This is a genomic window from Candidatus Cloacimonadota bacterium, assembly GCA_016932035.1.
Lineage (GTDB): Bacteria > Cloacimonadota > Cloacimonadia > JGIOTU-2 > JGIOTU-2 > Celaenobacter.
The window spans coordinates 1-24,595 of record JAFGDR010000013.1; the positions used below are offsets into that span (position 1 = coordinate 1).

Annotated in this window: 26 protein-coding genes; 7 read left to right on the plus strand and 19 right to left on the minus strand. The window is 39.0% G+C overall.

Going from position 1 to position 24,595, the window contains the following annotated elements; translation table 11 throughout:
* Positions 1 to 566: 566 nt before the first annotated feature.
* The 7 genes from JW794_02155 (at position 567) to gcvT (ending at position 8,464) form a co-directional block, all read left to right on the plus strand.
* Entirely contained in the window at positions 567 to 1,541 is a 975-nt protein-coding gene (locus tag JW794_02155; protein ID MBN2016927.1) for a hypothetical protein, read from the plus strand.
* Positions 1,542 to 1,847: 306 nt separating this feature from the next.
* Positions 1,848 to 2,201, plus strand: a complete 354-nt coding sequence (locus tag JW794_02160) for a hypothetical protein (GenBank protein MBN2016928.1) — start codon at positions 1,848 to 1,850, stop codon at positions 2,199 to 2,201.
* A gap of 101 nt (positions 2,202 to 2,302) precedes the next feature.
* Complete coding sequence (locus tag JW794_02165) at positions 2,303 to 2,782, plus strand: hypothetical protein (protein ID MBN2016929.1); 480 nt, start codon at positions 2,303 to 2,305, stop codon at positions 2,780 to 2,782.
* Between the two features lie 10 nt (positions 2,783 to 2,792).
* The gene (locus JW794_02170) at positions 2,793 to 4,871 is read left to right on the plus strand and encodes a GGDEF domain-containing protein (GenBank protein MBN2016930.1); all 2,079 of its coding nucleotides are present in this window, start codon (positions 2,793 to 2,795) and stop codon (positions 4,869 to 4,871) included.
* Entirely contained in the window at positions 4,864 to 6,285 is a 1,422-nt protein-coding gene (gene pyk / locus JW794_02175; GenBank protein MBN2016931.1) for a pyruvate kinase, read from the plus strand. The genes JW794_02170 and pyk overlap by 8 nt, the downstream gene beginning before the upstream one ends.
* A gap of 2 nt (positions 6,286 to 6,287) precedes the next feature.
* Entirely contained in the window at positions 6,288 to 7,280 is a 993-nt protein-coding gene (locus tag JW794_02180) for a GGDEF domain-containing protein (GenBank protein MBN2016932.1), read from the plus strand.
* 80 nt (positions 7,281 to 7,360) lie between these two features.
* The gene (gcvT, locus tag JW794_02185) at positions 7,361 to 8,464 is read left to right on the plus strand and encodes a glycine cleavage system aminomethyltransferase GcvT (protein MBN2016933.1); all 1,104 of its coding nucleotides are present in this window, start codon (positions 7,361 to 7,363) and stop codon (positions 8,462 to 8,464) included.
* 53 nt (positions 8,465 to 8,517) lie between these two features.
* Here gcvT and JW794_02190 read toward each other — a convergent pair whose 3' ends face one another.
* The 19 genes from JW794_02190 to JW794_02280 form a co-directional block, all read right to left on the minus strand.
* A complete protein-coding gene (locus tag JW794_02190; protein MBN2016934.1) occupies positions 8,518 to 9,756 on the minus strand; it encodes a linear amide C-N hydrolase in 1,239 nt (412 codons plus the stop codon).
* Between the two features lie 11 nt (positions 9,757 to 9,767).
* Complete coding sequence (locus tag JW794_02195) at positions 9,768 to 10,169, minus strand: hypothetical protein (GenBank protein MBN2016935.1); 402 nt, start codon at positions 10,167 to 10,169, stop codon at positions 9,768 to 9,770.
* A gap of 4 nt (positions 10,170 to 10,173) precedes the next feature.
* Positions 10,174 to 10,596: an EamA family transporter gene (locus JW794_02200; GenBank protein ID MBN2016936.1), complete on the minus strand. Its 423-nt coding sequence runs from the start codon at positions 10,594 to 10,596 to the stop codon at positions 10,174 to 10,176.
* A 30-nt stretch (positions 10,597 to 10,626) separates the two neighbouring features.
* Entirely contained in the window at positions 10,627 to 11,274 is a 648-nt protein-coding gene (locus tag JW794_02205; protein ID MBN2016937.1) for a DUF1211 domain-containing protein, read from the minus strand.
* 5 nt (positions 11,275 to 11,279) lie between these two features.
* On the minus strand, positions 11,280 to 11,693 hold the full coding sequence (locus JW794_02210; protein MBN2016938.1) for a hypothetical protein: 414 nt from the start codon (positions 11,691 to 11,693) through the stop codon (positions 11,280 to 11,282).
* A 19-nt stretch (positions 11,694 to 11,712) separates the two neighbouring features.
* Entirely contained in the window at positions 11,713 to 12,291 is a 579-nt protein-coding gene (locus JW794_02215; protein ID MBN2016939.1) for a class I SAM-dependent methyltransferase, read from the minus strand.
* Between the two features lie 39 nt (positions 12,292 to 12,330).
* A complete protein-coding gene (locus JW794_02220; GenBank protein MBN2016940.1) occupies positions 12,331 to 12,903 on the minus strand; it encodes a flavodoxin family protein in 573 nt (190 codons plus the stop codon).
* Positions 12,904 to 12,915: 12 nt separating this feature from the next.
* Positions 12,916 to 14,034 (minus strand): aminotransferase class V-fold PLP-dependent enzyme, encoded by a 1,119-nt coding sequence (locus JW794_02225; GenBank protein ID MBN2016941.1) that lies wholly within the window; start codon positions 14,032 to 14,034, stop codon positions 12,916 to 12,918.
* On the minus strand, positions 14,034 to 15,140 hold the full coding sequence (locus JW794_02230; GenBank protein MBN2016942.1) for a DUF362 domain-containing protein: 1,107 nt from the start codon (positions 15,138 to 15,140) through the stop codon (positions 14,034 to 14,036). The genes JW794_02225 and JW794_02230 overlap by 1 nt, the downstream gene beginning before the upstream one ends.
* Before the next feature lie 9 nt (positions 15,141 to 15,149).
* Positions 15,150 to 15,488: a hypothetical protein gene (locus JW794_02235; GenBank protein MBN2016943.1), complete on the minus strand. Its 339-nt coding sequence runs from the start codon at positions 15,486 to 15,488 to the stop codon at positions 15,150 to 15,152.
* Positions 15,489 to 15,500: 12 nt separating this feature from the next.
* Positions 15,501 to 16,385, minus strand: a complete 885-nt coding sequence (locus JW794_02240) for a DMT family transporter (protein ID MBN2016944.1) — start codon at positions 16,383 to 16,385, stop codon at positions 15,501 to 15,503.
* A gap of 87 nt (positions 16,386 to 16,472) precedes the next feature.
* Positions 16,473 to 17,003 carry a DUF255 domain-containing protein gene (locus tag JW794_02245; GenBank protein MBN2016945.1) on the minus strand — a complete coding sequence of 177 codons (531 nt, stop codon included), beginning with the start codon at positions 17,001 to 17,003 and terminating at the stop codon, positions 16,473 to 16,475.
* Between the two features lie 18 nt (positions 17,004 to 17,021).
* A complete protein-coding gene (locus tag JW794_02250) occupies positions 17,022 to 17,891 on the minus strand; it encodes a redoxin domain-containing protein (GenBank protein MBN2016946.1) in 870 nt (289 codons plus the stop codon).
* 48 nt (positions 17,892 to 17,939) lie between these two features.
* Positions 17,940 to 18,800: an FAD binding domain-containing protein gene (locus JW794_02255; GenBank protein MBN2016947.1), complete on the minus strand. Its 861-nt coding sequence runs from the start codon at positions 18,798 to 18,800 to the stop codon at positions 17,940 to 17,942.
* Complete coding sequence (locus tag JW794_02260; protein MBN2016948.1) at positions 18,797 to 21,154, minus strand: xanthine dehydrogenase family protein; 2,358 nt, start codon at positions 21,152 to 21,154, stop codon at positions 18,797 to 18,799. The genes JW794_02255 and JW794_02260 overlap by 4 nt, the downstream gene beginning before the upstream one ends.
* Positions 21,144 to 22,511, minus strand: a complete 1,368-nt coding sequence (locus tag JW794_02265; GenBank protein MBN2016949.1) for an amidohydrolase family protein — start codon at positions 22,509 to 22,511, stop codon at positions 21,144 to 21,146. Before JW794_02265 ends, JW794_02260 begins: the two co-directional genes overlap by 11 nt.
* A gap of 70 nt (positions 22,512 to 22,581) precedes the next feature.
* Positions 22,582 to 22,986 (minus strand): biopolymer transporter ExbD, encoded by a 405-nt coding sequence (locus JW794_02270; protein MBN2016950.1) that lies wholly within the window; start codon positions 22,984 to 22,986, stop codon positions 22,582 to 22,584.
* On the minus strand, positions 22,973 to 23,614 hold the full coding sequence (locus tag JW794_02275; GenBank protein ID MBN2016951.1) for a MotA/TolQ/ExbB proton channel family protein: 642 nt from the start codon (positions 23,612 to 23,614) through the stop codon (positions 22,973 to 22,975). The genes JW794_02270 and JW794_02275 overlap by 14 nt, the downstream gene beginning before the upstream one ends.
* 20 nt (positions 23,615 to 23,634) lie before the next feature.
* Positions 23,635 to 24,477 carry an energy transducer TonB gene (locus JW794_02280; GenBank protein ID MBN2016952.1) on the minus strand — a complete coding sequence of 281 codons (843 nt, stop codon included), beginning with the start codon at positions 24,475 to 24,477 and terminating at the stop codon, positions 23,635 to 23,637.
* Positions 24,478 to 24,595 lie beyond the last annotated feature (118 nt).

Genomic DNA, 24,595 nt, shown 5'->3' on the forward strand with positions numbered 1-24,595 from the left:
ATAATTATTTATAAAACTTGACTCTATTTAGAGATGAGATAAGGAAAAATCGTTTGTTTGTAAATTTCTCAATTTTAAAACATTTTAAACGAAAGGAGAATTCTATGTTGAAAAAGGGTATGAGTTTTTTGTTAATTTTCCTACTTGCCTCGTCGATAATACTTGCTCAGGAAGAGACAAAGGAAAGAGAAACCTGGACGGTGAAAAACAACACATGGCTTTGCTGGGATACGTATCAATCAAAGGGTGAACCATCCATTGAACTCAAGCAGGTGTGGGCTGGCACTAAAGTTATTCCTTTTGCTAACCAAGCATTCAGTTTTAAAGTAGAGTTGCCTTCTGGAGAATACGGACTTATTGTAGCCGATGATCTTGAAGAAGCACATTGGGTAGTAAATGAACGACCAGATTCAATTAAATTCTATCCGAACGCAGAATATGGACAGGGAAATTATGAACTGCTCCCCCCTGGTACAAGGGCATATCGAATAGCCACTATTCAGAATGGTGGAGTATATACCGTCAGACTCGAAGATGGAAGGACCGGCTCTGTGATTCGTCATTACATGCGTTCCCCCTACTTCAAAAGCTTACCTGAGGTAGATCAACAATTTCACAGAATTTTTGCTATAGACAAATTGCAAGATAATTTGATCAACAATACAAAGGAGCAGACGCTGGACTATCTTGGTCCTGCAAGTGCGTTTGTATACACAAATAATGATCAAACATCCTCTGAACTCTATTTTGAATATGTGATAGCAGTACAACAAAAAATGCGTCATAACGGCATTAAAGTGGTTTATGATAATGACCAAGCCAAGGAGATAGTTTTGCTTGGAAAAGCAAAAAAATCTATTGCTGAAAAGTTACCACTTGCCGGCTTAATACGCAATATCAATTTCAACTGGATCTCGAACAGTAAGAAGAGTTATTATGAGAAATCTGGTGAAAATTGGTGGTCGAAATTCCGGAAGAAAAATTTCTTCACAAAAGTGCTTGGCTTTATTGTATCGATTATTGGAATTTTCATTTTCTTCTCGATTCCACAGCTTATTTCCTGGCCTTTCAGGCGACTTATCATTGCTATAAAGCCGATGGGAAATGGATTGGTCAAATTCATTAACTTCATCCTTCTTACTGCGTTTATGTATTTCTTCTTCCTTGTGTTGACACTATATGTTATTCTTGATCAATTTCTCGTCATTGCGATATTCACTCTCATTCCATGGTTCATTTATGTAAAACGTAACAATAGCACGATCAACTATAATCGGTGCCCAAATTGTCATACCATGTGGAGTGCAGAGGATAAAGGATCCACACATACCGGTACCGACAAATCAAGAGCATGGAAGGCACGGGATGTGTATAAAGGCTCAACCACTTCCGGAAATGTAACGACCAAACATTATGATCGACATTGGGATGAAGAGATCACAACGACCGAGAGTTATCTCGATCACAGAAAATGCCAAAACTGCGGATACGATTGGGATGTTCAACGCCAAGAAAGCAGTAAACATACTGTAAAGCATTAGCAAGGAGTGACATGTAATTTAAAGAATTCGTTATTCAGTTTATCATAACCTTTGTGGTTGCATTCATTTCTAGCACAGTTGTAATATTTCTTTATAATTTGATCATACATGGTCATGGAAGATTCATGTGGAGTATCAGTTTTATGTTGTCATTCACGATTGGATTTGTGACTCCCTTTAGTACGTTATACACATCGAAGAAGAAATAAAAGCAAAAGTATAAACAAAAACAGTGCAATGATTGGTTTCATTGCCTTTTTTGTGGCTAGACTTCATAATCCCGAAATGAGAATAGAGTTCAGAATGATGAAAAATAAAATAACATTGGGATACTGTTTGTATTATTTGTTCTTAACTGCATCAGCCAGTTGGGGGATGAAGTCCAGTTCGAACGGAACTCTACTGAGAACAATAAAATTTAACAGAAAAATTGTTGCATTTTCTGCTGCAGTTAGTGATGTAGATAATGATGAAATTCCTGAGATCATATGCGCAGCACACGATCATAACCTCTATGTATTGAGACCCGATAGAACTGTCATGGATGTTTGGCCTCAGCTTGCTTATAACGGGGATGCCAATTATTGGAGCACATCTCCCATCCTTGCAAATCTTATAGAAGATGATGAACATGTTGGCAAGGTGGTTAAATGGAAGTAGGGATTTAACATGTTAAACCCAAATACTTTCTAACTCCATAAAAATTGACAAATTTCCGGCAAATTTTCTCATATCCATACTACTATGTGCGGAGCCATGACATGATAAAACGGTTTATTCTATTGTTGCTGTTACTCATTCCTCTCGTATTTTGCCTTCATGCAGAATCTTGTGAAGTTGGATCGTTCACAGAACTGATGTCCCTTTTGAACACCGGTGGAGAGGCGCGTGTGGTTATCCATTACGGTGATTGTACGCTGATCAGCAATAATGAAGAAAAAACATATTCTCCCAATGCAATCGGCGGGATGAGCATTGATGTGTATGAATATTTCCCGGCTGGCATTTTCGGGAACAAAAACGCATATGTGGTCTTCTCTTCGAGTAAATTAATTGAAAATCCAATTGGCGATGGGTACGTTTATAATTATGTAAAGATCAAGATATCTGATGATGATTCTGTTCGTATTATTGCCAGGTACCTTGATTCGATTACCTTTGATGAAATAATGGATGAGAGTTTCTATACAACAATCCACACAAAAGACAATGACGGTGGCGTTTACATCTATACTGATTGATGAAGATCATATGAAAAAAAAGCAGGTTGATGTTCCTTTCTACAGGTTTGTAGTTATTACGCTTTTCCTGCTCATTGCTTGTGTATCTTTATTTGCGCAAGGAGATCTTAATCAAAACGACGAGTGGATATACCAGCCAACTGAGGTGCGTTTTAAAATATATGATCTTATTTCAGGCGAGCGTATTGGATTTACTGCCACACAGAACCTCGGCTATGCCCGAAAGGTACTCGAAGCTCCAAAGATCGTGAAATCAAAGGATATCAATGCACTGATCCTTTACAACAAAGCGCTTATCCAGTACCTTCAGAAAAATTACGAAAGAGCGATCGACTATTTTTTGCAGGTTCTGGAAAATAATGATGACGACCGGGAGTTAAAAGGAAAATTATATAATGTAATCGGGAACTGTTTCCTGTATCTCGACCAACCGGAAGAGGCATTAAAGTATTATGAAATGGGGTTGGAATTCGTGCAGGATTACGATTTTGAGGGAGATAGAACACGTTTGTTGAATAACTTGGGAATCATCATGGAGCTTGATGGCGACTATGCTCATGCCATCGATTTCTACGTACGTGCAAAAGAAAGTGCGCAGCAGATTCATGATACCAGATATTCCACATGGATCATTTACAATCTTGGAAATGTATATTATTACCTCGGCAATTATCAGAAGTCCCTTGATCATCATAAACAGGTTCTCGAATTACTCAGGGAAATGAACAGCGGAAAAGAAACTGCAGAAGCCCTTGGTAATCTTGGTGTGCTGTATGATGAGATCGGAGAGGAGAAGAAAGCACTCAACTTTCATCAGCGTAGTCTTGGATTCCTCGAAATGATCGGCACGAAGATGGAGCTTGATTATGTGCTCTGCAATGTTGCGAAGATTCATGAAGATCTGGGAAATATTGACGAAGCACTCAAATACTATATGAGAGCCCAGGACGTGGAAGAGGAACTTAACAGCCAGGAAAGACTTGTTTCAACAATCAATTGTATCGGTGCATTATATCTAAAAAAAGGTGATATTGATAAAGCTCTGAAATGTCATGATGAATCATGTTGTCTTGCCGTTAATGCTCATTATATGTCAGGGCAGATACAATCGCTTATACATATTGGTCATGATTTTCTCAAGAAGAATGAATTCTCTACTTCGAGAACATATTATACCGATGCCCTCGAACTTGCTCGTTCGTCGGGTGATCAGTATGGTGAACTGGACTCATATCATGCACTGTTCGATATCGACTATCTAACAGGATCATATCAAAATTCATACAGATATATGTCGCAGTATACAGAGTTGTGGGATAGAGTTCACTCACGTGACATCGAAGCAAGGATTCAGGATCTGTTAAATAGATACGGTATTGAGAAGAAGGAAAGGGAATTGAGTCTCCTCAAAAGAGATCAGCAACTGAAGCAGGTCGCGATTAGCAGAAATAAGATTTTAAGTCTATTCTTGATCCTCATATGCGGGATCGTTTTAGTTCTTATTTTTGTGATTAAAAAACGCAACAAAGAAAAGTATCAAGCGAACCTAGAACTTCAGAAGTACAATAAAAAACTCGATGTGCTATCTAAAACAGATGCCCTAACCACACTTAATAATCGTCGTGCTATCGTAGAAAAAATAGAGTATCTTAAGATCGTATATGAACGAAACAAACGTCCCTTTACCGTTATTATTGCAGATATCGATGATTTTAAAACAATCAATGACACCTTCGGACATGATGCCGGTGATCATATATTGATTTCTTTAGGGCAGCTTATTAAAGACAATATCAGAAAACAGGATTTCCTAGGTCGCTGGGGAGGTGATGAACTTATCCTTGTACTACCGGATACACCAACCAAAGGCGGCATAATACTTGGGGAGAAGATCAGGACAAAGGTAGATACAAGAAATTTTTATTTCAATCAACACACGTTGAATGCATCCCTGACCATTGGTGTTGCAGAATACAAGTATGATATGGGAGTGAATGATCTCATCAAAAAAGCAGACCAGGCATTATATGATGGGAAACATCTCGGGAAAAACCGTGTCGTGAACTTTGAGGATGCAGTTAATGAGTAAAGTGCTAACGACCAGGACAAAGATTATCTGTACGATCGGTCCTGCTACGGCAAGTATTGAAAAAATCGAATTATTGATTCGAGCCGGTATGAATGCAGCTCGTTTGAATTTCTCACATGGTACGCATGACCAACATCTGCAATACATCAAAAATATTCGTGCTGCATCGGCAAAGTGCGGTTTAACGATTCCAATCATTGCAGACCTTGGCGGTCCAAAGTTGCGTATCGGTTTAGTTGAGAAGGAATTCTATGTGAATCCTCATGATACTTTGATCATAACAACTGAAGATGTGCCGGGTACTCCAACCAAGATCGGTACAACGTATAAAAATCTACCCCATGATGTTAAAAAAGGAGATGCCATCCTCATCGATGACGGATATATTTCTCTTACTGTCTCTTCTGTAAAGGGTAATGAAGTCCACTGTATTGTTGATAATGGTGGTGTGGTACGGTCACGAAAAGGGATTAACCTTCCGGGTGTGTCAATCAGTTCACCGACGATTACAGATAAAGACCTGAAAGATATAGATTTTGCCTGTAAACAGAATATTGATCTCCTTGCCCTTTCTTTTGTGCGCTCGCATAAAGACATCGAGCAGCTCAGGACTATTCTTAAGCAGAAGAATTCACAGAAACCAATTATTGCAAAGATCGAGAAATCCGAAGCTATCGAAGATATAGACCAGATCATTGCTCATTCTGATATTGTTATGATCGCACGAGGGGATCTCGGTGTGGAGTTGCCGACCGAAGAAGTGCCGGTTCTTCAAAAGAAGATCATTGAAAAGTGCCTTAAAGCAAGTACTCCGGTTGTTACTGCAACACAAATGCTTGAATCCATGGTGGAGAATTCTCTTCCGACACGAGCTGAAGCTAGCGATGTAGCTAATGCTGTTTTTGATGGAACAGATGCTGTTATGCTGAGCGCTGAAACTTCAATCGGTGCTCATCCAGAAGAAGCTGTTCGTATGATGAAGAAGATCATCACCCGTTCTGAGCAGGACTGTGTGCCAAGCACCGATCTTTTCAGTTCAACCTTCCGAACTGACCAATTTGTGATCGACCTGTCAAAAGCTGCATGTGCAATTGCACAGGAAACGAATGCATCGGCCATCTTTGCTGTCACCAAAACAGGCAGAACAGCACGGCATCTTGCCAGGTATAGGGTACATACACCTGTCTTTGCTTTTACAGAACATATCCAAACTTTGAATCTTCTCCAGCTTGTCTGGGGCGTGAATGGTTATCTGATGCAGAATCTCGAAGAAACGGACATGACACTGCAAAAAGTAAAAAAGTTTGCCCATGAGAAAGGCTTCATCGAACATAAAGATATTATTGTTTTTGTAGCCGGAATTCCTCTTAAGACCAGCACCGAAGTAAACATGATAAAATTGGACAGGGTGTGAGAATGCAAAAATCTTACTTTTTCGTGTTAATTGTTGTGCTTCTTTTTGTGACAATCTCACTTTTAAATGCAGACGAATCCTTGGATTTTGAAAGTATTCAAAATGCGATTGTACAGGCGGAAAAAGACAGCAATAATTTCGATCTATCCCAGGCATACAAATCAATGGCAATATACTATGCCAACAGGGAAGATTATAAGGATGCATCATTCTATTTTCTAAAATATATAAAACTGCATGAAGATATAATCATAAGTGAATTTGACTACAGGATCGAGCAGCTTGAATTCCGATACCAGGCATCTCAAAAAGAGAAGGAGCTTGAACTTCTCAGGAGAGAACAGAAACTGAAAGATTCGGAAGTAGCTAACTCAAGAAATGAACGCAACATGCTGATCGTCATCTCTCTCCTCGTAATAGCTCTTGTCGTCGTATTCTTGAATCGGTATCATCTTCATACAAGGCTTCATAAAAAACTCGATGAACTCAATAAAAAACTTATAGATCTTGCTGAAACAGACTCCCTCACAAAACTTTATAACCGTCGATTTATAATCGATAAAATCAACTACCTTAAGCATCAGTTCGAACGAACGAAGACATCTTTTTCCATCATTATAGGGGATATGAATAATTTCAAAGAGGTGAATGATACCTTTGGACATGATATTGGTGATATGGTTCTGATGCAGCTTAGCGAAACAATGGAAGAGCTTATCCGTAAGCAGGATTTCGTGGGACGATGGGGGGGTGATGAATTCATCCTTGTTTTACCAGATACTGATGAAGAGGGTGCACAAACCATTGCTTATAAGATTGAAAATACTGTGGCTCAGACGAATTTTGGTGATCATAGCCATTTGGTCAATGTTGGTATTACCTTCGGTTTTGCAGAGTACGATAAAGTTCAGGAAGCAACTGAACTCGTAAAGAAAGCCGACATCTCACTCTATATCAGGAAAGAAGAGTATAAACAGTTTCGTGATGAAAGGTAATGGTAGATAGCAACAAATTTGACAATCCATCTTAGTATGATATTTCTTACGATAAATTAGTAAAACTTTAAGGAGTAATAATGGTCAAGAAGACACCATTTTATAAAGTTCATAAAGAGAAAGGTGCGAAGATTTTACCATTTGCCGGCTATGAAATGCCTATTCAATACAAGAACGGCATTGTACATGAACATAAAAAAGTACGTTCGTCCGTAGGCATGTTTGATCTTAGCCATATGGGAGAATTTATTGTTAAGGGATCTCATGCGCTGGAATTTTTACAGATGACGACTATTAATGATGTGTCTGAGCTTGCGATCGGGCAGGTTCAGTACAGCAATATGTGTTATCCTGATGGGGGTATTGTTGACGATCTGCTTATATATAGAGATGAGGATTATTATTATCTTGTTGTGAATGCGTCGAATCTTGATAAAGATTTCGAGTGGCTCAAGAGCAACCTGATCGATGGAGTAGATATAGTCAATGTAAGTGACGAAACAGCATTGATCGGTGTACAAGGACCTCAGGCAGAACAGGTCGTACAAAAGCTCATTAAAGATGATCTCTCAATCCTCGAATACTACCATTTCATTCATTCTCAAATAGATGGAATGCCAGCCCTTATATCAAGGACAGGATATACAGGCGAGGATGGTTTTGAAATCTATTTCACTGATCTTACACGAGCTGAGGAGATGTGGAAAAAGGTTGAAGAGGCTGGAAAAGAGTTTGATATCGAACCGATCGGACTTGGTGCGCGCGATACACTTCGCCTTGAAATGAAATATCCTTTGTATGGTAATGATATTGACAAAGGCACAAATCCTCTCGAAGCTGGATTGAGATGGGTTGTGAAGTTTGATAAAGGTGACTTTATTGGAAAGCAAGCACTTGAAATAGTAAATCAGCAAAAGATCCAGAGAAAACTCGTGCCCTTTGTGATGGATGGTAAGGGCATCCCGCGTCCTCATTATAAAATCTTTAAAGATGGAAATGAGATCGGGGAAGTGAGAAGCGGTACGATGTCGCCGAGTCTTGGTATGGGCATTGGAACAGGATATGTGCATCGTGATTATATGAAATCAGGCAATCAGATTGATATTGATATACGAGGCACATTATATCCTGCCACAATAATAAAGCCACCATTTTATAAAGAGGGTACTGTTAAGAGTAAATAATAATTGAAGTAATATAGTAGAGAAGGACTGTTTTTATCAGTCCTTTTTTTTATCTAAAAATAGAAATCAACCCCGGCACTGATTGAGTTCACATTTTCGACCTTCTTACCAAAGATGATATCATTTCTCCATGTAACAAAAGGGTGAATAGGAATGTGATTATCGGGTTCCCAGCCAAGATTTGATGTAATACCGACGACACTTTCATTGTCTTCGCCATAATGAAAATATCCGATCGTGCCGATCGAAGAATTGAACCATCCCCATAGTATTTGTTCAAGCACAATACCCAACGAAAAAAACGTATCTCCTTTTCGGTCGAAATAGGTGACATCAAGTCCGTATCTTTGGCTTTCTCCAGTCTGCAGAAGAATTCTTGCTCCTGCATGGAAAAACTGTTGATTTCCAATAAAACCAAAACCACCGGTCGGTCTGATAAGTACGTTGTTCCGTTCTTTAATCAATGGAATGGGAGTCGAGTTAGTAAGATGTCTGAGATCAAAACCGTGAGCTCCTGTATACAGTTGATCTTTCAAACTAAACGCAACAACTTCCTCGTCTTTATAGGAAATATAGACGAGTTGTTTATTGAGATCGTATACGTTTGACCATATCGTACTATTTTGAGAGACATCTTCAAGAAGCTGCCAGACAAGCTGCTGTGAAGATTTTTCTTTTGCGAGGGTTTCGGTGAGTATTTCATACCGCCATCTTTTTTCATTTTCACTAAAAGCAAGTTCAGGCGCACTGACATAGAAATTCGTCATTGCTTGATAATTTTTAGTATTCTTTGTAACGACTATCTTGTCCTCAACAAGTTCAACAATTGCTGAATGTCCTTCTTTATCAACGATCATGTAATGGATAAGCGGGTAGCCGTATTGAGTTCCAATAGCAATTGAAAATTTATGAAAGTATGGAATCGCTTCTTCCACGTTAGCTGCATTTTCAAGAACAATGGTGACCATCTCGCAACTCACGCGGATTGGCTTAAGAATCGAGAAAGGCACTTTCGTTTTTGGAACTGCTGCTATTGCAATAAACAAACCCTGGTCATTCATGCCTTCATATGGGTATTCAAAACCTTCCTGCTCTATTATCAGAAATCCATGTTTGCCAGCATCCGGAGGTATGAACCAGATCATTCCTCCATCCTTGTTCCAATCAAAATTTCTGCCGCATCGGACATTACCTGCTTCATCGGTTGTCTGGAATACAGAACATGCGTGCAGCTCGTGGGGGAAGGAAGAAAGAACAAGTATGCAGCTTAGAAGAAATAATATTTTTTTCATCGGGATCACCTCTACCAATTTTCTCTTTTCTTATACATCCAGCTTGTAATGTTGCCGCTGGTGCACCATTTGATTGCTTTGTATAATTCGTAGCACATCTTTGATCTTTGAGTCGGATCGATGCAATCATATTTCTCCTGAAATTCTTCAATATAGGGAATTGCTTCGCTGTCAGCTATCTGTCCCATGGCCCATACTGCATGGATCTTATCTTTTTCAGAATAGTTATCAGATCTGACTAAAAGAGCAAGTGACATAATGCAATCCTCTCCGAAATCACTCTTTGCCCGAATGCAGATATTTTTCACCCCGGTATAGATTGCATGCAAGGAGAAGATAACAGATAATATTATAAAGAAAAGCGAGATAGCTATTACACAGATCATGATCTTTTTTGCTTTTCTTTTATTCATTTTATCAGATAGTTAGTACAACAATACCGCTTATCGTCAGTAAGATACCTATCCCTGTTTTGAGTGATAACGGTTCCCCCGCAAAGATAATACCCATCAAAGCACCAAAAAGAGGTGAGGTGAATGCAATAGGCATAACCTGATCGAGATTGCCGCCTTTAAGCGCATGATAAAAACAAAGCATACCAACCGAACCAGCAACAATACCACCGCCCACGATCATATACGCAAGTGCCTTTGTCCCGGCTTGAGGAACAGTCTTCCAATAAGGCATACTGACGATCCCCAGTATTATAAGAGCAACAAATGTACGTATCGTTATACCCATTTGCGGTGCAAGGTTACCAAGATGCAAACCCTTTTTCTCGAAATATCCTCCAACACCCCAGGCAATCGCAGTAACAAGCGCAAACAGCTGTGGCTTCATTAGTATACCTCCTTCAGAGCATCTTTTTGTCTAATCCTGATAATGATTTAGTAAGACCCTATGTAAAATCGGAATTATCAGGTACGGAACGGAAGAATACGTTGGAATAATAAAAGCGGTAAGCATACAAAAAATTGAAACAAGTGGAGTTACCCATGTTATAGATGTTATATATCTGATAAAGTTTTCTGTAACATCATCTTTTAACAAGCGTCGATTATTTGACGCGTACAACCAGCTCATCAGAAACGTTATGCTGATGAGAAACATATTCAAATGAAAAGGCATTTGACTCAACCAATATGCCGGTAATTCTCCTGCAAGATCGGAGGTAAAAGGTAACAGCGCAGCAAACATGAGAAATACGATATTTAACCACAAATGTGTTGGGTTTGTCGCTTTGAGGTGAGAAAACTGTGAGTGATGGGCAGTCCAGAATCTTGCTAAGATCATGAAACTCAGGAAATAAATATACAGAACATGCCATTGGGAATGAAGGAACATTTTTATTTCCGCATGATTAAATATCTCCACTTGCTGAGGGAGATCAAGTGTTAGAACGAGGAGGGTCATCACAATAGCAAAGATCCCATCTGTAAGAGCTGCGATTCTGTTTAGGGTTAGCCAGCGATGGTGTTTAACGTCGATTGTTTGACCGTTTTTGCTTGTTTCAGCCATTGGAATTATTGTTTTGTTACGGTATATGTTCCAGACATTGGTGGATCATCTGTAAATGTGACATTGAATGTACCGTTCAATGATGTCTCACTCTGGAAAGTCCCATCAATAGTAATAGTATATAAATCAGTATCTGTGTAAGAAAAACTGTCATCAATGATTTCAGTAAGTCCACTCGTGCTGGAGTTAATAAAATTAATGCTATCCCATTTTGCTGCTGCAATGAGTTCTATGTAGGTTATCTTCTGTTTATTGCTTACATTTGCCACACGTATTTCTACAGGATAGCTATAGCTGTTCTGACCGGTCCAGGTTCCAAGATATTTAAAATCCGGTGTGGGACCGCTTGATTTTGAGCAGAAAGAAAATGCTAACGCTATAAGTACGATAGCTGTGATGATGATAAGATTTTTTTTCATTGTAAATAATCCTATGAATTTATCTGGTATAAATACCGGAATACTCTTTATTTTTTTTAATTGAAAAGTTCTCTTCTTTCTTGTCAATTTCCTTGAATAATTCCCGAATTTCTTCGTAAGGCATACCATGGGACAACTTGATAGGTTCCCTGATATAGATCGTACCGTTATCTTTCAATACACGGGCGAGTTGCTTAAGTACTTCAAGCCGTTTTTGGGGATGGATATCATGCAGAACATGGTGGATGAGGATGATATCAAACGAGTCATCAGGAATATTTGAATTTTCAATGTACGTGTTAATGAACGAAACGTTTTTATACATTCTCAACCTTCTTTTCAATCGTGTAATCCAGCATTTCGAAGGTTCAAGGCAGGTAAGATGTCCTTCGGGTATTCGTTTTACCAATATCTTAGAAGCAACTCCACCACCGCTGCCAAAATCAAGAATATTCTCGTTGCCCTTAAGAGGGATTGCATTTAAATAGTTATTGTAAAAACCCGCTCCACCGAAAAGATATACGAGGGAATCACTGAGTTTGAACAGAAATGAGGGTTTATCAAAATCGATTTCTTTGAATTCTTTGTAGTCTTTCATGTTATTCTCTTTCACAAAACGTCTTTGCTGTATAATGTATCATTGTATCTTCTTCAATAGCCATGCCATATTTTTGCCAAGATTCTGCATTGTTCGAATACCTTCTTCATCCCCAGAAATATCCTTTGCCTTTCCTGAAACACCCACATTCCAGTAACTTGATCCCGGAATTATCATCTGGGAAATGAGAAAGAAATGATTGATCGAATCGAATACATGTACGGCACCAGCACGACGAACTGCTACTACCGCAGCACCGAGTTTTCTTTTGTATAAGCCACCATTTGCAAATCCGACGAATCCTGCCCTGTCAATAAGCGCTTTTACTTCCGGGGTAAGATCGGAAAAATAAGTTGGTGAACCAATTAAAATTCCATCAGCCTCAATCATTTTTGCAATGCAATCGTTCACCACATCATTGGTCTGGATACATTTGTTGTTCTTATTCTCAAAGCAATTCATGCAAGCAAGGCATCCATGGATAGGTTTACCTCCGATGTGAACAATCTCTGTATGAATTCCCTCATTTTCTATTTCCAGACATGCGATTTTGAGCAGTGAATACGTATTTCCCTCCTTATGAGGGCTACCATTAAATGCGATAACTTTCATATTACTCCATTTTTATTTGAATAGGATTTTTATAACATCAATTGTTTTTTCGATATCATTTTCATTATTATAGAGATGAAAGGAAAAACGAAGATTGCCTTCCCTGCATGAGCAGAGTATTTTATTGTCCTGTAATTCACGGTGAACTTTTGCTGCATCCGGTACATGCACAGCAACAATTGGTGATCTCCTCTTTCCTCCTTCACTTACAATCTTCAATCCAAGTGATTTACACTCAGCGGTAAAATTCTGAGCTAATCCAAGCGCGTGATTCTGAATATTCCTGATACCGATTTCAGCAAGGAGAGAAACGGATGCATGCATTGCAAAAAGTGCCTGGTACGGATAGCTGCCGATTTCAAATCGAGAGGCATTTTCCGGTTCAGGAATGTCATATTGCTGAACATTCGTAAAATCGAGGGTTTCTAAAAATCTATTGAGCCATCCCTGGAAAATACTTCTGATAGGAATATTTTTTCGAACATATAAAATTCCGGTTCCAGTGGGAGAGAGCAGCCATTTTTGCGCTCCTGCGGAGAAGGTATCCACTCCAGATTTCTCAAGATCTGGATACATTACACCTGCTCCCTGAATGCCATCAACTGAGAGAAGTGCATTGCGTTTTTTTGCAATTTTCGAGCATTCTTTGAGATCAATTCTGTAACCATCATAGTAGCGTATCCAGGAAGGAGCAATGACCTTTACTCCCTCAATATCAAGATATTCTTCCCCGTCATTTTTTGTGATTACTACTTCTGCACCTCTTGTTTCCTGTCCTTTCCATGGATACACATTTGCAGGAAATTCACCGGGAGGAATGACAATCTTGTCTCCTGATTTCAAATCTATTCCCCATCCAGCCATATTAATGCCGAATGATGTATTGTTCACAAGAGCGATATCTTCAGGAGATGCTCCCAGTAGTTCTCCAACTCTTTCTTTGATCGTTACTATTTTTTCAAAGGATTCAGGCTGTGTCTGAAGGGTAGCTCCCCGATAAAAATCCATAAAACGGTTTTGCTCGGCTATTGCTGTTTCTGGCACAACGCCTGTCGATGCAGTATTCAGATAAGTACATGTTTTAAAAATTGGAAATAATTCTCTACGCTCTTTTTCGGTGAATATAGACATTATTCCTCATTCATTTGTTCATCAATATTTATTAAAATATATTCTTTGTTTCCCAGGCCAATAGATTGTCCGTAGTCTGTTTGAGTATTGCCGCTTGTGCCGCTTTGATGCAGAAATGTATCGTCCATCTCTTGGAATTTATTAACCATATCAAGACATGCTTGATCGATAGCTACAATATTAGTAGAGGCCATGATGCCAAGATCTTCCATGAATGGTGGAGGAGCATATGGAGAGCAATCGCATACTCGCGAAATATTGGCAAGCACGTTTATATAGACCATATTCAACGAATCGCACATTCCCTTTGCATATTCACATAATCGTTCTTGGAAGATCGGTTGGGAAGTACTGGACCAGGGAACTCCAAAAGCTCGTTGCGGACATATTCCAATGCAATCTGCACAACCGATACATTTGCTCGAATCAATAACAAGAGGATTGGTCGATATGGCATCTGCCGGGCAGTTACTAACACACAACCCACATGAGATACATCGTTTAGGATTTGTCGTTGGAATGGTGGATGCATGAAGTGCCATTTTTCCTGGAATTGCAGCAAGTCCCATTGAAACATTTTTAATTGCACCACCGAAACCTGCTGAAGTATGACCTTTATAATGAGATAGAATTATAAAAGAATCATAATCATCAACACCTCTTGCAACCTTAATTTCCTTGAAATGTTTCAGGTCAACGGGAATAGATTTTATTCCTTTTTCATCGAGAATACCGATCGGTGCGAATCCAAAACCATGATCCTTTGCAAGTTGAATGTGACTTTCTGTATAACGCCGTTTACTCACATATAATACATTCGTTTCGACAAATGTTGCATCGGTTTCCTTAACAAGTGATCTCATGATGTCTGGTTTAATAAAGTTCTTATTGCCTTCTTCACCAAAATGCACTTTTATGGCTACTTTTCCATGAACATTATCTTTTATATTCTGATAAATGCGCAGTAATGCTTCATCGGAAATTTCCTTTGTAAAATAGACCTTCGGTAATTCCAGCTCAGCCTGCACAACTGGATCACCTGTTAAGAAGGCACTCATGGCGATAATGGAAAAAAGTGTACCGATTGATTTTAATATTCTTTTCATGCTATGATACTACGGGAGATTTTTATCCTTATCAACAGATTTCAAGGTATTCGTTCGGACAAGAGCTACATTGAAAGGATACAGTTCAGCTGTCATGATACCTTGTTTAACAGCAGGATCTTTTTTCATGTATTCCCGTGCTTCATCTTCTGATTCAGTTTCGAGAATAACAATTCCGAAATCAGATGGATCTTTTCTGATCGTTCTTCCTGCAAGAATTACGATACCTTTTTCAGTCAAACTTTGAAGCGTTTTAAAATGTATTGATACAATTTCTTCATCTTTATCAGTCCATGCGCTATCGTCAAGAAGAGGGTTTATGAGTTTCAGTTTATACATAAATTCCATTGTGCTATCCTACTATGTATAATTATTTGATGTCTTCTGACTGCGAGACAAGAGCATTCCTGTCAACATTAATATACAGCCGATAATACCACGCATAGACAATCCCTCGTTGAGTAAGAGCCACCCGCCAATAACAGCGAATACTGCTTCAAGACTTAAAATGAGTGCTGCGTGCGAAGAGTGCGCTTCCTGTTGCGCAATTACCTGCAAAGTAAAAGCGATACCTACAGAAAATACGCCAGCAAATACGATTGATTGCCACGCAGAAATGATTGGAGAGATGTTGATTACCTCAAATAAGAGTGCACATATAAAACTCAATATCGAAGCAAGAGCGAATTGGAAGAATGCTAATTTAATGGGGTGAATCTTCGTCGAAAAACATCCGATAACATGCACATGCACTGCCCAGAAAAATGCTCCTCCAAGAACAAGGAGATCCCCAACAAGAACATGAATGCTCTGATTGATCGATATCAAGTATAGTCCTATTAGAGCCAGCACTGCACCGATCCATGTTCCCCAGTATGTTTTTTCTCTCCACGCAAGACCAAGCAAAGGGACAATGATCACATATAATCCGGTAATAAAACCCGCTTTTCCGGCAGTAGTGAATACGATCCCGTTTTGTTGAAGCGAGGTTGCTGCAAAGAGCGCTAGTCCGGCAGCGACGCTTCCATATAACGTTAAATTCTTTGAAGATATAGAATGGTCGTTTTTCGACCAATGTAAGAAGTCTTTTTTAAAGAAAAGAATTGGCATAAGGGTGATTGCACCCAACGCAAAACGGATAGCATTGAAGGTGAATGGTCCCACATATTCCATCCCTGCACGCTGTGCCACAAAACCGAATCCCCATATCGCAGCGGCAATGAAAAGGAGGATATTGGCTCTCACGGCTATCAATTCGGGCTGATTATTTATACCCGATCAGCTATACAATGAATACTCATCAGCCAGGTCCAGTATTGACGAAAATTGTGACTAGTCGTTGCACTCTCCCTGTTTTTCCATAAATTGGTCGAAGCTGATTTGACGGTCATAGCACTTCTGGCTGATGTATTTGAGAATGTTCAAAAAGAGTTCAGATTGCAGGTAACCCGGCACAACTGTGATCATATCTGCATCTTGGGTCATAAATGCATAGGAAGGGAAACCACTTATTCCAAAAGCTGATGTGAGTTCTCTCAAGTTAAGTGTCATTCCTTTGAACGTGACATTTTCTGTCACAGATTCAGCATTTACGCGGACTGCAATAAAATTTTCATTCATGAATGATACGACAGAAGAATCTTTGAATGTGGTCTTATCCATCTCATGACACCAGTGGCACCAGTTTGTATAGAAGTCTATTATAACATCTTTTCCTTCGATTGCTGCAGCGGAAATTCCTTCTTCAAAATCAAACCAGGTTATGGTCTCAACCGGCATTTCTGCTTCTTCGGCATGAAGCGGAATCATGCTGAGTAGAGCAATAGTTGATACTATGAGTATTTTTTGAATTTTATGTAACATTATCTTACCCTTTAATTATTATCTTGGAAGATTCTCTTCAATGATTCTTTGAAATTCCGGGACATATTCGTCTGCAAATCCAATTTCCTTTTTTATAAGAATACCTTCCGGAGAAATGAAATAGGTCGTTGGAATGTTTTTGATCCCGAGTATGGAAGATACTTTTCTTTCCTCATCAAGTAATATGGGATAGGTTATTTCTGTTGAAAAGCCATCTATAAAGTTAGTCAATACATCAGGTGTTTCAGAACTAACACCAATAATTGAAAGACCGCGATTTTTATAAGAATTGTAAAAATCTACAAGATAGGGGATTTCAGCTTTGCACGGTGGGCACCACGTAGCCCAGAAATCAAGAATAATGAGGTTGTTAATTTCACTGAGTGTTACTTCATTACCATCAAGATCCTTTAAAGTGAAATCGAAAGCATCAAAAAAGGATGCTTTCCCAGCTTCGATATCCTCCCATTGACTCAACTTATTTTTTATATCATTTATGATTGAAAAAATTTCTTCTTTGTTTTTTACTCCAACAAAATAGTCCTGCACATCACCTTTACTAAATATAATAACCGTTGGTTCTCCGGGTTGTGTATGAAAACGTATCTTATTGAGGAAATCAAGATTTTTTTCCACATCCATCATCGCAGCAACAATATTGTTATCTTCTTTTTGAATCTCCTCAATAATGGTTAACATTTCATCACAGCTATCGCAATCTGCAGGGATGAATTCTACAATGATGAACTCGTTCTGGATCAGTTCATCAAAGTTTTCTTCGGTCATTTCAATAACTGAACTCACCTTTCCTGTGCAGCCGATTGCGGTGAGTGCTATTACAAGAATAATAAAACTGTATTTCATAATGCTCATTCTATGATCTTTCATTGTGTCTCCTGGAAATTTCATTATAGTACAATGTATAATATTACGTTGTTACGTCAAATTGATTAGGCTTGTAAAAAGAAGTTGTTGGAGAGCTGGCAATTTATAAGCAGTTGACCAGCGAACACCAGTTTCATCTAGGATTTGCCGGGCAACTTTCCTGCTCGTATCCTTCCAGAGTTGTTCTGATATTGTCTGATTATTGAGTTCTCGTTCAAGTTCAATAAGTCTTTTGGGTACTGAGAAAAGAGCTCCAAAAGCAAGACGGATTTCTTGAATAGTGTTGTTTTCAGATTTCAGCATGATGGCATAACTCAATCTACTGATCGAGACACCTTGTCGGCGTCCGAGTTTATAAAATGTATATTTCCATGTTTTGTCAGGTAAGGGCATAAGAATATGGGTAAGAATCTCATCTTTATAAACCTCTGTTTTATAAGGTTTGAGTAATATGGTTACGAGGGGTACGATCCTCTCTTTGGTTAATGAGCAAAGTCTCACTTTTGCATCGTATATGAGTAGTGGAGCGATACTGTCTGCGCAAGCAGCGAGATTACAGATGTTACCTCCTATGGTGGCGACGTTTCTGATTTGGGGTGATCCAATCTTATCGACTGCCATTTTCAGAACAGGAAAGTGATTTGCAATGATATCACTTCTGCTGATTTCAGAATGTGTGCAACATGCACCAATTGTACATATATCGTTTTCAATTCTGATTTCTCTGAGTACAGGAATATCATGAATATCAACAATATTATGTATTCCCTTGAGCTTCTTGTCTTCCTTTCTGATCTCAATGAGGAGATCGGTCCCGCCTGCGATGATCTTGCTTGTTTCACGCTGTTTACAAATAAGTTCCAGCGCTGGTTCAAGACTCGAAAATTTATGAAAAGTGTAGGTGTTGTTCATTTTTTTATCTGATGAAGGGTTTTACTGGTTTTGATCTGTTCAAGATCGAGTGGGAGGTGATAAAATCTTTTTCCCAGTGCATGGGCTACGGCATTATTTATTGCAGCTGCTGTTATCTCGAGTGTCGGCTCACCAAGGCTTTTCGCACCAAAAGGTCCAAAGGTATCTGGATTTTCAACAAAAAATGCTTTGATTTCCTCTATATCAACACTGGTTGGTATGAGGTATTCATCAAAGTTCACATTTTTGATCTCTGCATCCTTCACGATCACTTCTTCCATGGTGCCATATCCTGCACCTTGGGCAACACCTCCGTAGATTTGACCGAGTGCACCAAGCCGGTTGATAATCTGTCCTGCATCATGAACAGCTGTGATCCTTTTAATATAAATTTTTCCTGAAGCTTTGTTTATTTCCACTTCAGCAACCTGACACCCATAAACATAGGTGAAATATGCGGGCCCCTGACCAACTTCTTCATTCCAGTCCACATCAGGTGCTTTGAACCAGCCGTATGCATTCAGATTGATGCCCTGTAAGTATGCTTTGTTGCATGCTTCTGCAAACGAAATCTCATGGTTTGTCTCTTTATGTGAGATAGAGTGTTCTGAAAATTGGAGTTGAGTTTGTTCATCGAGTTCCCATTCCTCTAAAAGCATTTGCTCGATTCTCTGTTTTACGATACTAGCAGCATTTTTAACAGCTTCACCTCCCATGAGTGTGGAGCGAGAAGCGACAGTTGGTCCGCCATCGGCAATCCTGCTTGTATCTTGTTCGAGATAATATATTTCATCGGGTGAGATCCCAAGTACTTCAGCAACTACCATGGAGAAGGTCATGCGCAATCCCTGACCGTTTTCTGCAAGTCCGTTTATAAGATATACACTACCGTCATTCTGAATGCTGATCAGCGCTCCAGTTGCATCGATTCCTTCTGCACCGAGTGAACAACCTCGATAACTGCAAGCAAGGCCAATTCCCTTTCTGATGGGAGAGTCAGTTATAAAATCTTCATCATTCAATACTAGATCTTTGCTTTCGAAGCTTTTCAAAATCTTATTTCGTTCAGAATATTTTTTCTCAAAACCCGATTCTTCTGTTGCTTTATTAAGAACCTGATTCAGACTCACAACATGACTCGATAAAACCTGACCACTTGCTGTTTCAGAATTTTGTATAAGAGCATTGATCCTTCTGATCTCAAGGGGCGACATATGTAACGTTTCTGCGATTTCATCCATGAGAGATTCTTGGGCAAAGATGATCTGGGGTGAACCGAATCCTCTGAATGCACCGGTGTAGGGATTATTTGTGTATACTGCTCGCACATCGGTATAAACATGTTCAACTCTATAGGGACCGGTTGCCTGAACAACAGAGCGCCATGTAACAAAAGGACTCATCGAAGCATAAGCACCGCCATCTGCAATTATGTCAATTTTCATTGCTTTCAGTATACCTTGCTTGGTAACACCGACTTTATAACTCATCATATACGGGTGTCTTTTATAACTTTCAGTTATCGAGTCTTCTCTTGAAAGGTGAATACGAACAGGGTTTCTCACTTTTTTACATGCCACACACGCACCTATTGCAAGAATATCCATCGTATCATCCTTACCACCAAATGAACCACCAAGTTCAGTTTGTATAATATGGATATTTGTCAAAGGTACATCCATTGCTCTGGCGACAAGTCGTCTGCATGTATAAGGATTCTGTACAGAGCCGTAAATCTTATATACATTCTTTCTAAAATCAGGAACAGCTGTAATACACTCCGGCTCGATATATGCATGCTCAACTGCAGGTGTTGTATATGTTCTTTCAAGAATAATATCTGATTCTGTAAATCCCTTTTCTATGTTGCCCTTTCTTAGGGGATAATAATTAATCAGATTCGTTTTATTTTCAGTATGGATGATTGGAGCATCTTTTGCTAGTGATCGAGTGTAATCAGTTAGTAAAGGAAGTTCTTCGACCTCTACTTTTATGAGAGCGAGAGCTTCACTAATTGCATTTTTATCAGTCCCTACAACAAGGGCAACAACGTCTGCCGAACAATATATTTTATCATAGACAAACACGGGCTGGTCTTGCTTTACTACACCTGTTAAGAGAGAACCCGGTATGTCTTTGCTGGTAATAACAGCTTCTATTCCAGGCAGTTTTTCTGCTTTTGAAACATCGATACTTTTAATAATACCATGAGCAATAGGGACTCTCTTTTGTCCTGTGAAGCACATGCCCGGAAAACGGATATCCGCTGCATACTGTGATCTTCCCGTTACTTTTTCGTATGCATCTGTTCGGGGGAGCTTTTTACCTACTACGTCAAAGGTGTTATTGTTCATTTTGTAAAAACTGGAATTTCTCTCGGATTTCATCGGAAATTTCAAATGCTTTTTTATATATTTCTTCCTCAGGATCAACCTCGAAATCTTTCATTAAATAATGTCCTTTCTTGAGTACAGTTTTAACTTGTGTTTCGCAGGCACCATAAAGAAAATGTCCCAAGAAATTATTCTGATCGATAGGAGTATAGGGGAAATAATCAAGGATAATAAGATCTGCAGAGTCACCCTTTTGTAAAGTTGGTGTGGAGCCAAAAAATCTGCTGTGAATATCAAAGCTGTTTTTCAAAATACGAGCAATAAGATCGAAGCCGATCTCAGAGCTTTTATTGAGATGGCGACATGTTAAAAAAGCTATTTTAATCGTCTTAAGAATATTGCAGTGCATTCCGTCTGTGCCAAGAAGAAGAGGAATGTCTTTGGGGACATTTGCGATGTTCAATGTTCCTACAGCATTATTGAAATTGGAATCAGGATTATGAACAAGCGACGAATTATATTTAGAAATAAGTGAGAAATCATTGTCCATCAGATGATTTCCATGAGCAAGAAATGAGAGATCGTTCAGGAATCCAAATTTCTCAAGACGTTCGCATATTGTGAGTCCATATTTCTCTTCAGAGAAGGTTGCATCATATATATCTTCAGCAGCATGGATATGGTAACCACATCCAAGATTTTTTGTCTCTTGTTGAATATATTGAAGTGTGTCATCAGAAAGTGTAAACAGAGCATGCAAACCGAACTGACCTTTGAAATCGGGAGTTGTACGATATTTAATGAAGGATAGATTTTCCTCAACCGATTCCTTCATGTTCTCTTTACCGTTCCTGTCAGAAACTTCATATGATAAGACTGCATTGAGTTCTCGGGCTTTTAACACTTTCTTTATGATCGTTTCACTTTCCTCTATAGCTTCCGGAGAAGAGTGATGATCAAAAAGTGTAAGCACTCCGTTTTTAATAGCTTCAATTGCAGTAAGTTCTGCACTTACTTCGATAGCTTTCTCACCAAGTGCTCTGTCCAGCTTCCACCAAAGATTTTCGAGTACATGAGTAAAATTATCGAGTTCTCCAGTTACCGGAAGACCTTTGCTTAAGCGTGAGTAGATATGTTCATGGAAATTGGTAAGAGGAGGAAGGACCATACAGCCACGAGCATCGTATTCAACAAGATCATCCTCTTCAGTGATTAGTTTGTTTTGTATTACAGGTTCCCTTAAGAAATCAGAAAGGGATGTCTCTTTTATTTCAGATATAAGTTCATCCTCAATAATTATGTCACCAAAGAAGGGTTTATATGCTCCATCAATGAACTGACAGATACAGGCGTTTTTAATACGTATAGTGCTGTCCATGTTTATCCTTAAATCAATTCGATTGATAAAGAATTGAATTTTATGTCAATTTTATTTCAGCTAAGACCAACTATTCTGGTTTTTTATTCGAAGCAATGACGATCTTTTTAATGCCCTCGACACGAGCGATGTCCATGACCTCGACGACAGTACCATGTTTGACATTCTCATCTGCTTTTAATAAAAGACTTTTTTCTGAAGCTTCAGTGCTAAACTTTCCAAACTGGGTTCGAAGTTCCTCAAGCGTAATAGGTTCTCCATTAAAGAATATCGAACCATCAGGTTGTATGATTATTTCCATTTCATTCTTTTCAGATGAAGCTGCTGATTCTGCGTCAGGCAGATCGAGTTTCATGCCGGGTTGCTCAATGAAGTTTGTCGATACCATAAAAAAAATCAGAAGCAGGAGCACAACATCGATGAGAGATGTGATATTGATTGTAACACTTCGCCTTTTTCGATTAAGAAGTTGCATGATCAACATCCTCTTTATTGTGATTTATCTTTTTGACAAGGTTATTGGTTACATTTTCGATATCGAGGATAAGGTCGTCGGTTTTTCGTGTGAAATAGTTATAACATATCAGAGCGGGGATTGCAACAGTTAATCCAAAAGCTGTTGTAATAAGGGCTTCGGAAATACCACCGGACAGTGCCGATGCATTACCGACACCCTGCGAAGTGATCACACTAAAAACCTTGATCATACCGACAACAGTACCAAGTAGACCAAGAATGGGAGCAACCGCCGCGACCGTTTCAAGAATACCAAGCCTACTCTCGAGGGCTCGCAGTTCCTGCCGGACATTATTCTCAATTTCCTCTTTCATGCGGATATAGGGTAACTTTCTGTGATTCATTATAATCAGGATGATACGAGCAAGCAGACTCTTATTCTGTTCACATACTGAAGAAACGAGCTTGATATCATCTTCATTTTTATAGTTCTGTACTATTTTCTCTACTTCGGGAGGAAGTACCTTATTTACCCGTAGGGTGATAAGTTTCTCGATGATAACCGCCAGAGAAAGGATGCTGCAGATAAAAAGCGGGATCATCAAAACACCGCCTTTTGCTAAGAATACGAACATATCAGAAAACATATGACTCCTTTATTGTAAATTTAATCTTTTTTTACGATATACGAGAATAACGAAGTAACTACCAGATAATCCTCCGGAAAATTTTCTGGAAGAGGAAGAAAGGGTGCTGAGATCGAAATGGCTCCTGTGCTTGCCTGTACAAGAGAATTATGAGCTTCTGCATGCAATACATTGAGATTTTTTAACTCACCGCTTGGCAGAATAGTAAATCTGACAAGAACTTTTCCGTGGATCAAGCCGAGATGAGTAAATCCCGGAGGTGGATTAAGGTTGCCCTGAATTTTTTTCTTTAGATAGAGCATGTAAGGTGCAAAATCCCATTTATACGTATTAAAACTTACCCCCCCGGCATTTTCAACCTGCGAGATGATATTGGTATAATTCAATTGCTGAGGATTATTATCACTTTCTGGTTGTGGAACGATAACCGGGGTGGGTTCTATATTCTGTAAAGCAAGATTCTGCTCCTGAGAGTCACCCGCGGTATCATCTGCTTGTTCTGATAACGGTTCAGCTGGTTGTTCTTCTTGTGGGATTTCAGCTGATTCGATCATGGGAAACTGCTTGATCTCCGAATCTCCATCCTTATAAGGGATTTCATCTAATGGGAGTTTGTTTTCACGTTCGTCAGCTGCAGCTAAACTCTTGTCGGAAATCAAGTTGCTCTTTTCTGCGTGTTCTACTTCAGGAGCGACCGGTGTTTCTATGAATTCAAACACTATTGGCGTATCATCAAATTTAGCTTCATCTGGTTTGAGAGCAATAAGTTTCAATTCTGAAAGATGCGGAAAAAAAATAATAATGAGTAGATGCAGAAGTAGCGAAATGATCAAGGCAATCCAGAGTATTTTTTTTGAATTCATGGAATATTGTTTGTCAAAAAAGGTTAAATTGTTTTGATAATAGTGCTGCTATGCATCCTGTAATAATATAACATATAAAAATTCATGAATAAAAAATTTTTTCTCTTATCACTTTCCC

Coding starts and splice junctions, on each gene's coding strand:
- JW794_02235 (MBN2016943.1), bottom strand. CDS start 15,488: ATGGAATTTATGTATAAACTGAAACTCATAAACCCTCTTCTTGACGAT.
- pyk (MBN2016931.1), top strand. CDS start 4,864: ATGAGTAAAGTGCTAACGACCAGGACAAAGATTATCTGTACGATCGGT.
- JW794_02160 (MBN2016928.1), top strand. CDS start 1,848: ATGAAAAATAAAATAACATTGGGATACTGTTTGTATTATTTGTTCTTA.
- JW794_02155 (MBN2016927.1), top strand. CDS start 567: ATGCGTTCCCCCTACTTCAAAAGCTTACCTGAGGTAGATCAACAATTT.
- JW794_02230 (MBN2016942.1), bottom strand. CDS start 15,140: ATGAAAAGAATATTAAAATCAATCGGTACACTTTTTTCCATTATCGCC.
- JW794_02200 (MBN2016936.1), bottom strand. CDS start 10,596: ATGAAGCCACAGCTGTTTGCGCTTGTTACTGCGATTGCCTGGGGTGTT.
- JW794_02180 (MBN2016932.1), top strand. CDS start 6,288: ATGCAAAAATCTTACTTTTTCGTGTTAATTGTTGTGCTTCTTTTTGTG.
- JW794_02265 (MBN2016949.1), bottom strand. CDS start 22,511: ATGGACAGCACTATACGTATTAAAAACGCCTGTATCTGTCAGTTCATT.
- JW794_02255 (MBN2016947.1), bottom strand. CDS start 18,800: ATGAACAACACCTACACTTTTCATAAATTTTCGAGTCTTGAACCAGCG.
- gcvT (MBN2016933.1), top strand. CDS start 7,361: ATGGTCAAGAAGACACCATTTTATAAAGTTCATAAAGAGAAAGGTGCG.
- JW794_02205 (MBN2016937.1), bottom strand. CDS start 11,274: ATGGCTGAAACAAGCAAAAACGGTCAAACAATCGACGTTAAACACCAT.
- JW794_02250 (MBN2016946.1), bottom strand. CDS start 17,891: ATGAAAGATCATAGAATGAGCATTATGAAATACAGTTTTATTATTCTT.
- JW794_02245 (MBN2016945.1), bottom strand. CDS start 17,003: ATGTTACATAAAATTCAAAAAATACTCATAGTATCAACTATTGCTCTA.
- JW794_02170 (MBN2016930.1), top strand. CDS start 2,793: ATGAAAAAAAAGCAGGTTGATGTTCCTTTCTACAGGTTTGTAGTTATT.
- JW794_02275 (MBN2016951.1), bottom strand. CDS start 23,614: ATGTTTTCTGATATGTTCGTATTCTTAGCAAAAGGCGGTGTTTTGATG.
- JW794_02215 (MBN2016939.1), bottom strand. CDS start 12,291: ATGAAAGACTACAAAGAATTCAAAGAAATCGATTTTGATAAACCCTCA.
- JW794_02220 (MBN2016940.1), bottom strand. CDS start 12,903: ATGAAAGTTATCGCATTTAATGGTAGCCCTCATAAGGAGGGAAATACG.
- JW794_02260 (MBN2016948.1), bottom strand. CDS start 21,154: ATGAACAATAACACCTTTGACGTAGTAGGTAAAAAGCTCCCCCGAACA.
- JW794_02190 (MBN2016934.1), bottom strand. CDS start 9,756: ATGAAAAAAATATTATTTCTTCTAAGCTGCATACTTGTTCTTTCTTCC.
- JW794_02280 (MBN2016952.1), bottom strand. CDS start 24,477: ATGAATTCAAAAAAAATACTCTGGATTGCCTTGATCATTTCGCTACTT.
- JW794_02210 (MBN2016938.1), bottom strand. CDS start 11,693: ATGAAAAAAAATCTTATCATCATCACAGCTATCGTACTTATAGCGTTA.
- JW794_02225 (MBN2016941.1), bottom strand. CDS start 14,034: ATGTCTATATTCACCGAAAAAGAGCGTAGAGAATTATTTCCAATTTTT.
- JW794_02195 (MBN2016935.1), bottom strand. CDS start 10,169: ATGAATAAAAGAAAAGCAAAAAAGATCATGATCTGTGTAATAGCTATC.
- JW794_02165 (MBN2016929.1), top strand. CDS start 2,303: ATGATAAAACGGTTTATTCTATTGTTGCTGTTACTCATTCCTCTCGTA.
- JW794_02270 (MBN2016950.1), bottom strand. CDS start 22,986: ATGCAACTTCTTAATCGAAAAAGGCGAAGTGTTACAATCAATATCACA.